11 protein-coding genes are annotated in these 11,944 nt (G+C 62.4%); 3 read left to right on the forward strand and 8 right to left on the reverse strand.

Features of this window, described 5'->3' with window-relative positions; genetic code table 11:
* Positions 1-29 precede the first annotated feature (29 nt).
* The 3 genes from EOB59_RS28225 to EOB59_RS28235 all read right to left on the reverse strand — a co-directional run bounded on the left by EOB59_RS28225 (position 30) and on the right by EOB59_RS28235 (position 3,193).
* Positions 30-320 (reverse strand): hypothetical protein, encoded by a 291-nt coding sequence (locus tag EOB59_RS28225; RefSeq protein ID WP_127395584.1) that lies wholly within the window; start codon positions 318-320, stop codon positions 30-32.
* A gap of 4 nt (positions 321-324) precedes the next feature.
* Positions 325-1,842, reverse strand: coding sequence for a Fe-S cluster assembly protein SufB (gene sufB / locus EOB59_RS28230; protein ID WP_127319478.1), 1,518 nt, complete (start codon positions 1,840-1,842; stop codon positions 325-327).
* Positions 1,843-2,029: 187 nt separating this feature from the next.
* Positions 2,030-3,193 carry a cysteine desulfurase family protein gene (locus EOB59_RS28235; protein WP_128289737.1) on the reverse strand — a complete coding sequence of 388 codons (1,164 nt, stop codon included), beginning with the start codon at positions 3,191-3,193 and terminating at the stop codon, positions 2,030-2,032.
* Positions 3,194-3,429: 236 nt separating this feature from the next.
* Here EOB59_RS28235 and EOB59_RS28240 point away from each other — a divergent pair, with 236 nt between their 5' ends.
* Positions 3,430-4,104, forward strand: a complete 675-nt coding sequence (locus EOB59_RS28240) for an alpha/beta hydrolase (protein ID WP_023669128.1) — start codon at positions 3,430-3,432, stop codon at positions 4,102-4,104.
* A gap of 21 nt (positions 4,105-4,125) precedes the next feature.
* Positions 4,126-4,776: an FMN-binding negative transcriptional regulator gene (locus tag EOB59_RS28245; RefSeq protein ID WP_127319484.1), complete on the forward strand. Its 651-nt coding sequence runs from the start codon at positions 4,126-4,128 to the stop codon at positions 4,774-4,776.
* 11 nt (positions 4,777-4,787) lie between these two features.
* Here EOB59_RS28245 and EOB59_RS28250 read toward each other — a convergent pair whose 3' ends face one another.
* The 3 genes from EOB59_RS28250 to EOB59_RS28260 form a co-directional block, all read right to left on the reverse strand.
* Positions 4,788-5,618 (reverse strand): phosphatase PAP2 family protein, encoded by an 831-nt coding sequence (locus EOB59_RS28250; protein ID WP_128289738.1) that lies wholly within the window; start codon positions 5,616-5,618, stop codon positions 4,788-4,790.
* Between the two features lie 45 nt (positions 5,619-5,663).
* Entirely contained in the window at positions 5,664-7,307 is a 1,644-nt protein-coding gene (locus EOB59_RS28255; RefSeq protein WP_128289739.1) for a glycosyltransferase family 39 protein, read from the reverse strand.
* A 71-nt stretch (positions 7,308-7,378) separates the two neighbouring features.
* A complete protein-coding gene (locus EOB59_RS28260) occupies positions 7,379-7,606 on the reverse strand; it encodes a hypothetical protein (RefSeq protein WP_128289740.1) in 228 nt (75 codons plus the stop codon).
* On the opposite strand from EOB59_RS28260, the gene tyrS reads away from it, so the two are divergent.
* Complete coding sequence (tyrS, locus tag EOB59_RS28265; RefSeq protein ID WP_128289741.1) at positions 7,593-8,846, forward strand: tyrosine--tRNA ligase; 1,254 nt, start codon at positions 7,593-7,595, stop codon at positions 8,844-8,846. The two genes, EOB59_RS28260 and tyrS, sit on opposite strands and share 14 nt — an antisense overlap.
* Before the next feature lie 28 nt (positions 8,847-8,874).
* On the opposite strand, the gene EOB59_RS28270 is transcribed toward tyrS, so the two are convergent.
* On the reverse strand, positions 8,875-9,234 hold the full coding sequence (locus tag EOB59_RS28270; protein WP_128289742.1) for a hypothetical protein: 360 nt from the start codon (positions 9,232-9,234) through the stop codon (positions 8,875-8,877).
* 134 nt (positions 9,235-9,368) lie between these two features.
* A partial coding sequence (locus EOB59_RS28275; RefSeq protein WP_128289743.1) for a DUF3971 domain-containing protein occupies positions 9,369-11,944 on the reverse strand: 2,576 nt, incomplete at its 5' end.

Consider the following 11,944-nt stretch of genomic DNA (forward strand, 5'->3'; position numbering starts at 1 on the left):
CGACGATGCGGGCGTGCAAATTTCTGATTTCAAGCATTCTTTTCTACTTTCGTGTTCTTGGTGTTCTCGACGCTCTGCCCTTGACGGGATCCCCTTGGAGACAAGCGCGCTAGTTTGCCCGCAACGAACATCCAGCCAAAAAACCCAGCCGCGCCTAGGCCCGCAATCGAACCACCAATATTCTTCACCGAACTCAAGCCAAACATTGCGCCAATTAGAGCCACCACGGCACCTCCAATAGCCAGCGTCAGCAAGAGCACCAGAACGACGACTATCAAGCTCTCGATTCGCGCGAAGAACTTCCAGGAGCGCCGTTCCATCTAATCAACCCACCGAACCTTCCAGCGAGATACCAATCAGCTTCTGCGCCTCGACCGCGAACTCCATCGGCAGTTGCTGGATGACGTCCTTGACGAAGCCGTTGACGATCAGCGCGATCGCTTCCTCTTCAGGGATACCGCGCTGCATGACATAGAATTTCTGGTCCTCGGAAATCTTCGACGTCGTCGCTTCGTGCTCGAACTGCGCCGTCGAGTTCTTGGCTTCCATGTAGGGCACGGTGTGCGCGCCGCACTGGTCGCCGATCAGCAGACTGTCGCAGTTGGTGAAGTTGCGGGCGTTGGTCGCCTTGCGGTGCGCCGAGACCTGGCCGCGATAGGTGTTCTGCGAGAAGCCGGCCGCGATGCCCTTGGAGATGATGCGGCTCGACGTGTTCTTGCCGAGATGGATCATCTTGGTGCCGCTGTCGACCTGCTGGTAGCCGTTCGACACGGCGATCGAATAGAACTCACCTTGGGAATCGTCACCGCGCAGGATGCAGCTCGGATATTTCCAGGTGATGGCCGAACCGGTTTCGACCTGCGTCCATGAAATCTTGGAGCGGTCGCCACGGCAGTCGCCGCGCTTGGTGACGAAATTGTAGATGCCGCCCTTGCCCTCGGCGTCGCCGGGGTACCAGTTCTGCACCGTCGAATATTTGATCTCGGCATCGTCGAGCGCCACCAGTTCGACGACGGCGGCATGCAACTGGTTCTCGTCGCGCTGCGGCGCCGTGCAGCCCTCGAGATAGGAGACGTAAGCCCCCTCCTCGGCGATGATCAGCGTGCGCTCGAACTGGCCGGTGTTCTTCTCGTTCATGCGGAAATAGGTCGACAGCTCCATCGGGCAGCGCACGCCCTTGGGCACGAAGACGAACGAGCCGTCGGTGAACACAGCCGAATTCAGCGTGGCGTAGTAATTGTCGGAGGTCGGCACGACCGAACCAAGATATTTCTTCACCAGCTCCGGATGCTCGCGGATGGCTTCCGAGATCGAGCAGAAGATGACGCCGGCCTGCGCCAGTTCCTTCTTGAAGGTGGTGACGACGGAGACGGAATCGAACACGGCGTCGACAGCGACGCGGCCCGATTTGTAGACGTTATCGCTGACTTCCTCGAGCTCCGAGGCGTCGGTCTTCTGCACGCCGGCAAGGATTTCCTGCTCCCGCAGCGGAATGCCAAGCTTTTCGTAGACTTTCAACAGTTCGGGATCGACATCGCTGAGCGAGGTCGGGCCGGGCGTGCTCTTGGGCGCCGCGTAGAAATAGATGTCCTGGAAATCGATCTTCGGATAGTGGACGCGCGCCCAGGTCGGCTCGTCAAGCGTCAGCCAGCGGCGATACGCTTCCAGACGCCATTCCAGCATCCAGGACGGTTCGTCCTTCTTGGCCGAAATGAAACGGATGATGTCTTCGCTGAGGCCCTTGGGGGCCTTGTCCATCGCGATTTCGGTCTGGAATCCGTATTTGTATTGGTCGACGTCGATCTTTCGGACCCGATCGATCGTGTCCTGCACAGCAGGCATATGCGTTCTCCATCCACGCCGGGGTCAAGGCCCGACAGTTTTCAAACTATGGCACCGCCAAAAACGAACCCCGAAGAGGTGCTCGCGGCAGCGTAAGTTTAATATAGTGCGCTTCGACCGGGAATTCACCCGGCCAGCATGAAACGCACGGCTCTACCAGGCCGAAAGGCCCAAATTCGTCCAACCGCTACGCGGCCCGTTCTCTATCCGCCCTACGTGCGGTAATTCCCGCCAGTGCGACGCGAAACAGCTCGATGTCTTCCGCGCCGGTCGCCGGTCCGATCGACACCCGCAAGGCGCCGAGACTGTCGCCGTACCCCATGGCTTTCAGCACATGGCTCGGTCCGACCTTGCCAGACGAACAGGCAGAGCCGGCCGACAGCGCTACACCGGCCAGATCGAAGGCGATCTGCGCGGTTTCGGCTTTGACGCCCGCAATAGCGAAGAATGCCGTATTGGCAAGCCTTGGCGCACCGGTTCCGAAGATTTCCGCGTCCGGCACCAGCGATTTGACGATGGCCTCGATCTCGTCGCGGCGCCGGCGCACCGCATCCATGGCCGGCAATCCGGCCAGGGCCTCGCGGGCGGCCGCGCCAAAACCGGCAATGGCAGCGAGGTTTTCGGTGCCGCCGCGATGGCCCTTCTCCTGGCCGCCGCCATTGATCAACGGCTTCGGCATCATCAGGTCAGAGGCGGCGACGATGGCGCCGACGCCCTTGGGACCACCGATCTTGTGCGACGACAGAATCAGATAATCGGCGTAACCCGCTGATAGATCGATGGAAACACGCCCAGCGGCCTGCACGGCGTCGACTGTAAGGATACCGCCCGCCGCCTTGACGATCCCGGCGATGCGATCGATCGGCTGGATGACGCCGGTTTCGTTGTTGGCGGCGTGGATGGCGACCAGCGGCAGGCCTTCGCTCTTGTCGTGACCGCCGAGCGCCGACGCCAAGGCGCCGAGGTCGGCGATGCCGTTGGCGTCGACGCCGATCCGCGTCACCTGCGCTGCGGGGAACCGTCCGCCGTTCAACAGGCAGGGATGATCGGCCTCCGACACGTAAAGCCGGCTCATACGCACCGTGCCGCGCCCCATCTGCCAGTCGGGTGACAGCAGCGTCGAGGCTGCTTCCGTGGCACCGGAGGTGAACACGACATGCTCCGCCTTGGCGTTGACTAGCGCCGCCACGTCACGCCTGGCGGTCTCGATCAGGCGGCGGGCCGCGCGCCCCTCGGCGTGAACCGATGACGGATTGGCCGCGACGTCAAGGGCCGCAACCATAGCCTCGCGGGCCACGGCAAGCAGCGGCGCACTGGCATTGTAGTCGAGATAGGCGCGTATTCCGGCCATTTTCGTCCGTCAAATCCCGTCAGAAGCCATTCCGCTGTCGTATGGCGTTATTTCCTTGAAATTCCAAGGCGAGCCGTCCTATTTACGCGGCTTGCGGCGCGGGTGGCCGGGCTCGATGTCTTGCCACTCAGTTTTGAACAATTCTAAACTAGCTTCTAAGAAGACGCTCGCCCTGCGTCAAGGCCAGAGGAAACGTTCCAGGCACCGCGCGTTCGTATTACCAAGTGGAGTATTTTATGCCTGAGGTCATTTTCACCGGTCCTGCCGGCCGCCTGGAGGGTCGCTATCAGCCTTCCAAGGAAAAGAGCGCGCCGATTGCCATCGTCCTGCACCCGCACCCGCAATTCGGCGGCACGATGAACAACAAGATCGTCTACGACCTCTTCTACATGTTCCAGAAGCGGGATTTCACCACGCTTCGCTTCAATTTCCGCGGCATCGGCCGCAGTCAGGGCGAATTCGACCATGGCACCGGCGAGCTGTCGGACGCCGCCGCCGCTTTGGACTGGGTGCAGTCGCTGCATCCCGATTCCAAGAGCTGCTGGGTCGCCGGCTACTCCTTCGGCTCCTGGATCGGCATGCAGCTTCTGATGCGCCGGCCGGAGATCGAAGGCTTCATTTCGATCGCGCCGCAGCCCAACACCTATGATTTCTCGTTCCTGGCGCCCTGCCCGTCATCGGGCCTGATCATCCATGGCGATGCCGACAAGGTGGCGCCGCCGAAGGATGTGCAGGGTCTGGTCGACAAGCTGCACACGCAGAAGGGCATCACCATCACGCAAAAGACCTTGCCCGGCGCCAACCATTTCTTCGCCAACGATGCCGACCTGCTGCTCGAGGAATGCGCCGACTATCTCGACCGCCGGCTGGCCGGCGAATTGTCGGATCCGCGTCCGAAGCGGCTGAGATAAACAAGGCAAGAACGGACGGCGATGTACGAACCTCCTCATTTCAGGGAAACGCGGCCGGAAATCCTGCACGGGTTGATCCGGACGCATCCGCTGGGCCTGTTGGTTTCCAACGGGCCCGATGGGCCGGTCGCCAACGCTGTCCCGTTCCTGCTCGACGCGGAAATCGGGCCTAACGGCAGGCTGCGCGCCCATCTGGCGCGGGCCAACCCGCAATGGCGCCTGTTGGCCGACAACCCGGCATCCCCCGTGCTGATCGTCTTCCAGGGCAGCGATGCCTATGTGACGCCGTCCTGGTACGAGACCAAGCGCGAGACCGGCAAGGTGGTGCCGACGTGGAATTACGCCATCGTGCAGGTTCGCGGCACCGTCAAGGTGATGGATGATCAGGACTGGCTGGCGCAGCAGATCGCCGATCTGACCGTCTCCCAGGAAGGCGCCCGCGCCGCACCCTGGGCGGTGACCGATGCGCCGGAGCCCTTCATCCAGTCGCAGATCAAGGGCATTATCGGGCTGGAAATCGAGATCAGCGAAATCCACGGCAAGTGGAAGGTCAGCCAGAACCGGCCGGTCGCCGATCGCGTCGGCGTTGCACAGGGGCTGGAAAGCGAAGACCACCAGTCGCCCGGCATGGCCGGCCTGGTCAGATCCTATGGCGGACTGGACGGCAACTGAACTTCGAATGCTCAGGCAGCCTTCCTTGTCGGTCCGATCAGCCGAAACGTTCTCTTGCGGACCGGCAGTCCCGACGGCATCGGCCGGAAAATGAAGCCGAGCCGGGCAAAGACCAGCCCGCAGGCGAGCGCGAAGCCGCAGCCAAGGCCGAAGCCGGCGACGGTGTCGCTGGGATAGTGCGCGCCAACGAAGATACGGGTCGAGGCGATACAAGCGGTGATCGCCAGGGCGATGTACCAGCGCCGCGGAAACAACAGCAAAGCGACCCCGAACACCGCGCCCATCGTCGTACCATGGCCGGACGGAAAGCCGGCGAAGCGCGCATCGAAAGCGAAGGGGTGCAGGGTCAGCACGCCAAAGTCCTCGTAATAGAGGGGGCGAGCCCGGCCAATGGCATATTTCAGCACATTGACGGCGATCCCCGACAGGCCGGTGGCGCACAGCACCAGAAAAGCCAGGCAGGTCCAGTTGTAGAGCAGCATCAGCGAGCGCCGGGAGAGGCTTCGCCAATCCGTCAGGTTCGCGGCGACAAGCAGAAGCACTGAGGGAATGAGATACCAGCCACCCAGGCCGAACTGGGTGAAAAAGTCGGCAGTCCGGGCAAATCCCGCCGACCACTTGCCGTGAAGCATTCCGGCCGGGGTGTCGAGACGAACAAACGCTGCCGCCGTCAGCAAAACCCAGACCAGCACCCAGACCGACCACAAAACGTTCGGGTATCTGGCCGGGCGGGTGGCAAGGCGGCTTTTGGCGATCTGCATCGTATCGCGAAAATTGTCGAGCGACCGGCGCCCTATCCCAAGGAGCAGGCTCGAAACGGGCGGGCGTGATTTCACCAGCATAGGAAATTCGATCCCATTGTCGCCGTCATGGGCATCGGCGAGCCGTCACTGGGTTACACGATAGAGGCCGAGCGACAGCTTGTCTCCCGACGAATAGTTGAGGCCGTCGACCTCGGCAACGCGGTTCGCCGACTTGCCTTGCGCCGCTAGCAACCCATTCAGTTTCTGCTCGTCGCCGACCTGCGCCAGAGCCAGCGCGCAGGCAGGATCGCCGAGCAGATGCTTGGCGACGCCATCGACATCGGTCAGGACGGTCTTGGTGCCGACCAGGAACACCAGGCTCGGCTCGTGATATTCCGCCGAAGCGAGCACCGTGGTGGCGCAAGGCCTGTTGGCCTGGAACGCCGCCTCGATCGCCGGGCTCAGCCAGATCGATTTCAGCGAAGGCGCGATGACGCCGAACAACAACCCATAGGTGATGCCCGCGCAGACGGCGATGGCGCCGATGCGCAAGAGCGGCACTTGCAGTTGTCGGGAAAAAGCGAAATATCCTGCTGCCAGCGCCGCCGCGGCGGCCGGGATGCTCCACCAGGAGAAGGCGCCGGTGAGATAGATCGGCGCTCCGACGCAGACCGCCGCCAGGCCAAGGCTGACCACGGCAAGACCGAATGCGGTCGACCACCACAACCAATCCTGCCAGCGCCTGAGCGGCGCATTCGCCTCCTGCGGCGGCAAGGTCAACAGCCAGCCGATCAGCAGCGCCATGCCGGGATAGGCCGGCAGGACATAGTGCGGCAGCTTGGTCGGGATCAGCTCGAACACCAGCCAGAACGGAATGTACCAGGCGAGGCAGAAACGCAGCCGGGGATCGTCGCGCAGACGGTTGAGGGCCTGCAGCCCGGCGCCGACCGCGATCAGACCGAACGGCCACATGAACAAGGAATAGGTCAGCATGTAGAAGCCCGGCGGCAGGCCGTGCGATTCCTCGCCCGAGGCGACCTTGGCCATCATGTCCTTGCCGACGGCATCGCTGAGGAAGGCGCCGCCGCTCTTCCAGGTGATGAGGGCGACCCAGGGCAGCACGATGAGCAGCACCAGGGCGACACCGCGCACAAGCTTCAGCTTCAGGAGCCAGCGCCAGTCGCGCTCGAAGGCAAACAGGGCGGCGACCGTCAGCACCGACAGGAGCGGAGCCACCGGCCCCTTGATAAGGATTCCAAGGCCTTGAGCGGCCCAGAAAATCCACGGCAGATGGGCGGCGACCGGTTCGTTGCGGCGCGATGCCAGATAGATCTGGGCGAGCGCGCCTTGCGCCGCCACGCAGCAGGCCAGCAGCATGGCGTCGGTCTTGGCGTCACGGCCCTCGAAGGCGGTGGCGAAGATAGCCGCCATTATCAGGCCGGCGGCGAGACCGGCATTGGCCCCGAACAGCTTGGTGCCTGTCCAGGCAATGCCGACTACGGCCAGGGCAATGCCGAGCATGGAGACTAGGCGGTAGACCCAGATCGGCGCCGCCGCCCCCTCGCCGCTCAGCGCCACGGCCGCCGATTGCAGCCAATAGATGCCGATCGGCTTCTTGTAGCGCGAGGCATCCTGAAAACGGATGTCGACATAGTCGGAGGTTTCGACCATCTGCTTGGTGGCCTGGACAAAACGGGATTCGTCCCGGTCGACGGGTGGAAGGCTCGCCAGTCCGCTGAACGTCATCAGCACGCTGAACAGAAAGAGAAAAAGATAGTTCCTGTTCATCGCGGAGCTTCCGGATCTGATCTGCGGGATGGCCCCGTCGCGGCGCCTCAGGCCCTGCCCTGCGCGGCGCCTCAATACGCCAGCCCAAACGACGAAGCAAGGATTCGCAATGCCATCCGCGCGGGCACCAAAACAGGAAACCACTTTTGCTGATCGCTGGACCTTTGTCGACGCGCGATCAGGCGCAAAACCGGAAACCACTTTTGCTGATCGCGCTTGGATGCTAAACGCCCGCGTTCATGCACACCCGAGCCACGCTGGCCGGGCGCTTTCGGGAAAGAAAAAATGCCTGCCTTCAAATCGGATTTCCTGCGCACGATGAGCGAGCGCGGTTTCATCCACCAGACTTCGGATGATGCCGGTCTCGACAATATCTTCGCCAAGGAAACGGTGACGGCCTATATCGGCTTCGACGCCACCGCCAAAAGCCTGCACGCCGGCTCGCTGATCCAGATCATGATGCTGCACTGGCTGCAGCAGACCGGTCATCGGCCGATCGCGCTGATGGGCGGCGGCACCTCGATGATCGGCGACCCCTCTTTCAAGGACGAGGCGCGCAAGCTTTTGACCCCGCAGGACATCGAAGACAATCTAGCCGGCATCCGCCGCAACTTCACGCCCTACCTCAAATTCGGAAGCGGTCCGAACGACGCCATCATGGTCAACAACGCCGACTGGCTGATGGAGATCAACTACGTCAATTTCCTGCGCGATGTCGGCCGTCACTTTTCCGTCAACCGCATGCTGGCGTTCGATTCCGTCAAGCTGCGGCTCGATCGCGAGCAGTCGCTGTCGTTCCTCGAATTCAACTACATGATCCTGCAGGCCTATGATTTCGTCGAGCTCTACAAGCGTCTCGGCTGCCGCCTGCAGATGGGCGGCTCCGACCAGTGGGGCAACATCATCAACGGCATCGATCTCGGCCGCCGCATGGAGGACGCGCAACTCTATGCGCTGACCACGCCGCTGCTCACCACGTCGTCTGGCGCCAAGATGGGCAAGTCCGCCTCGGGCGCGGTCTGGCTCGATGCGGAGATGCTGAGCCCCTACGAATTCTGGCAGTATTGGCGCAACACCGAGGATGCCGACGTCGCGCGCTTCCTCAAGCTCTACACGACGCTGCCGCTGGACGAGGTGGCGCGGCTCGGGCGGCTCGGCGGATCCGAGATCAATGAGGCCAAGAAGATCCTCGCCACCGAGATCACCGCCCTGCTGCACGGCCGTGCAGCAGCCGAGCAAGCCGGCGATACGGCGCGCAAGACGTTCGAGGAAGGTGCGCTCGCGGAATCGCTGCCGACCGTCGAAGTCGACAAAACGGCGCTTGAAACCGGCGTCGGCATTCTGTCGCTGCTGGTCACCGCCGGACTGGCGGCATCGAACGGCGAAGCGCGGCGCCATGTGCAGGGCGGTGCCGTGCGCCTGAACGACGAGCCGGTGAGCGACGAGCGCCGCCTGGTGACCCCTCGGGATTTGAGTCCGGAAAACGTCGTAAAGCTTTCTCTGGGAAAGAAAAAACATATTCTGGTACGGCCGGTTTGAGCAGAACTCGATCCATGCCGGCCGCCTGCTAGGCGTACGGTTTGATTTTCCCACAAGAATCTATCCAGACGTAAAAAGGATCATTTTGGAAAGATTCTTTGCCCGTCGGGGTCAGGAAACGCAGCTTGAAATTCACGGTGACAATTTTTGCTGCATAGCCTGACACTACGGTCCACCAATCCGGCGGGAAGAGAGGCTCACGCGGTCCGTCAAAGCGACCAATGCGACAGCAGTTTGGGTTATTCTGCATAAAATCAGAAGCGTCTTTGTAGTTGACGATTGTGACATTGGAAAAATCGGTAGACTTGTCTGCATACCTCAGAAGAGACCTTCCTCTCTCCTGAGTAAGTTCGACAAGCTTTGGAATATCCGCAACGGCAGCCGCCAAGAGCTCCTCTTCCGACAGGAACCTGCGCTGCGCAAAGCAGAAATTGGACGCGTTGAGTGACCGCCGGCGATGACCAAGAGTGCGGCACCAGCACCCAATGCAATCAATTTCCTGGCGACCATGATCCGCGCCACTCACCGATACTCAAAAATCGACCTGAATATTCCGGGCGCGATCACCGACAGCGGATTGATGTCCAGCAGCGGCTTGTTGGCATTGCCTTTGAGCCGGTAGGTGACGCCGATCAGACCACGGTCGCGGCCATTGCCGAGCAGCGCGCCAACGATGGGCAATTCGCCGAAGATGCGGTTGAGGCCATAGACCGGCATGAATGTGCCGGTCATGTCCATGTTGTTGTTCTGGTCGTAGAGCGTGCCCTGGAACGTGGTGCCGATGCGCGGTCCACGCAGCACGCCATTGGCCAGTTTCAGATAGCCGCTGCCCTTGTCGATCTCGGCGTAGCCGCGTTCGAACTTCACCCGCGACGTGTCGAGCTTGCCCTTGACCGCCTGATTGAGGCTGCGGTTGTCGCCGGCCGGCGTGGTCGAGACGATGGAGGCCAATTTCGGTTCGTTGACCACGAAAAAGTTGCTGGTGTCGACCTTGCCCCTCAGCGATCCGTCGCTCGGCCCCGCAAGCGCCAGGGTGATCGTTCCGCCTTCCATATGCTCGTAGATATTGAGGAATCTCAGGATGGCGCCGGCGTCCGCGGACTGCATGTTGAGCGAGCGCTGGCCGGCGCCGGTGGTGTTGCTGATTGAAATGGCGGCGCCCGAACTTGCCGTGGCGCTGACCTTCAGCCCGTTCACCCGCGAACCGGCAGCACTGTAGTCGAGCTTCAAATTGGATAGTTGCTCGTCATGGAAACCGGTCAGCTGATCGACATCGGCGCTGACGGAAATGGCATCGGAACCGGTGGTCTTGGTAGCCGTGTCGACGTCCGAGGTGAACTGCTTGATCAGCGAGCGGGCATCGAGCGCGTTGCCCGATATGTCGACCGCATAGCCCTTGCCGGACCGCTTCACCGACACGGCAACGTCGTCGCCCCTGTTCAAGGTGACCTTGCTGAACCGCGCCGACGACAAGGCGCCATTGACCAGCACGATGCTGCCGTCGACGGAGAACGACTTTCCGTCGAGATCGAAGTCGGACAGCGTCGTGGTGTCGCCGGACTTGGTCATGACGAAGGTGACATTGGCAGGAACCCCTGCCCCCTTGCTCCAGCCGGCCCAGGGAATGTCCAGCCTGGCGTTGGTCAGATCGGCCGAGACGTTCTGGTCGCCGCCGCCGTTCTTGTCGATTGCGACCTTCACCGTTCCGGCAAGCAGCGGCTTCAGGCCGGGCATGGCGGCGGCGCGGATCTTGTCGTCAAGCACCAGAGCCACTTTGCGGCTGCGCGCCGGCCCGTCATCCCTGAGCGGCTCGACCAGATCGAGTTCGGCCGGAATGCCGTTCAGCAATGCCTTGGCGGAGATCACCGCCTTCTCGGGATCGACCGTGATCGAACCGTCGGCATCCGTTACGATCTGGCCCTCGAAGGGCTTGGCCAATGACATGCCGCTGTAGTCGAGCGACACCAGCCAATCGAGCTTCGAGGAGTCGACACCGGACTGCAGCGGAATATCCGCCTTGACGTGGCCGGTGACGCTGCCCGACAGGTCTTCCGGCAGGATGCCGACATGGCGCATGGCGTTGATCGGCTCGTAGGATGCGAGTTCGGCGACGGCCGACGCTTCGCCGTCGACGTCGATATCGAGCGCGCCGACGACCGGCGGGCGGTTGGCCGCCTTGACCGTCAGCGTGCCGTTGCTGGCCGCCACGGTGCGGCCGCTGGGCATGTAGACGGTGCCCGAGGAGAGCGAGATATCGACATCGTTGCCGTGGAAACCGACGACGCCGACCGCGTCGCGTATCGGCGGGATGCGGCCGGCGGTGTCGAAGCGCGATCCCTCGATCTGGAAGCGGCCGAACACCTCATCGGCCGAAAGCGGCACGCCGTTGCCCAGGCGGCCCGGCACCACCTGGAACTGAAGGTTGGCGTCGACGACACGGCCGCCGAACAGATTGGCCAGCACCCAGAGCCGGGCATTGCGCGCCGAAAACCACGGCCACAGCTGCTTGACGTGAGAGACCTGCATGTCGTGGATGTTGAACGCCAGATTGATCCCCGGCACTTTGCCGTCGACGAACGCCACGGCGGCGGTGCCAAGCATCTCGCCGGAGCCGGCGGACCGGAGCGCGATCTGCTCGGCGACCAATTTGTGGCTCACCGTGTTGTAGACGCCGGCAATCCGGGCCAGGAAGGTGAGCGCCGGCTCGGGCGACTCCGAAGGCGCAAGCGACGATCCGTCGCTGGTCAGGTCGTAGCGATAGGAGGGTTCTTCACCCACCGCTCCGCTTGCCGGCTTCGGCCCGATCGAACCGGCGAAATCGAATGTCGAGCGGCCGGTCTTCAGCAGCAATCTGTCGACCTGGATCTTGTTGCTGCCCGCAACCAGCGTCGCATTGATATCGACGTCCGCCGGCAGCAGTCCTCGCGTGCCGAGATCGAGGACAGAACCCGTCGATGACAAAGTGGCCGTCAGCCGCGATGCGTTCGCGCCGAACCCTTCCGATCCCGTCAGCTTCAGCGCGACGGTTCCCAGCTTGCCGGCAGCGGCCGCCATGTCGCCGGTATCGGCCAGACCGACGCTCGCATCCAGTGCCGTGA

Source organism: Mesorhizobium sp. M7A.F.Ca.MR.176.00.0.0, from assembly GCF_004023165.1.
In the GTDB taxonomy this organism is placed as follows: domain Bacteria; phylum Pseudomonadota; class Alphaproteobacteria; order Rhizobiales; family Rhizobiaceae; genus Mesorhizobium.

Excerpts from the sequence above, each read along its gene's own strand:
- EOB59_RS28245 (WP_127319484.1), top strand. The coding sequence starts at position 4,126 with ATGTACGAACCTCCTCATTTCAGGGAAACGCGGCCGGAAATCCTGCAC.
- EOB59_RS28235 (WP_128289737.1), bottom strand. The coding sequence starts at position 3,193 with ATGGCCGGAATACGCGCCTATCTCGACTACAATGCCAGTGCGCCGCTG.
- sufB (WP_127319478.1), bottom strand. The coding sequence starts at position 1,842 with ATGCCTGCTGTGCAGGACACGATCGATCGGGTCCGAAAGATCGACGTC.
- EOB59_RS28225 (WP_127395584.1), bottom strand. The coding sequence starts at position 320 with ATGGAACGGCGCTCCTGGAAGTTCTTCGCGCGAATCGAGAGCTTGATA.
- EOB59_RS28250 (WP_128289738.1), bottom strand. The coding sequence starts at position 5,618 with ATGCTGGTGAAATCACGCCCGCCCGTTTCGAGCCTGCTCCTTGGGATA.
- EOB59_RS28255 (WP_128289739.1), bottom strand. The coding sequence starts at position 7,307 with ATGAACAGGAACTATCTTTTTCTCTTTCTGTTCAGCGTGCTGATGACG.
- tyrS (WP_128289741.1), top strand. The coding sequence starts at position 7,593 with ATGCCTGCCTTCAAATCGGATTTCCTGCGCACGATGAGCGAGCGCGGT.
- EOB59_RS28240 (WP_023669128.1), top strand. The coding sequence starts at position 3,430 with ATGCCTGAGGTCATTTTCACCGGTCCTGCCGGCCGCCTGGAGGGTCGC.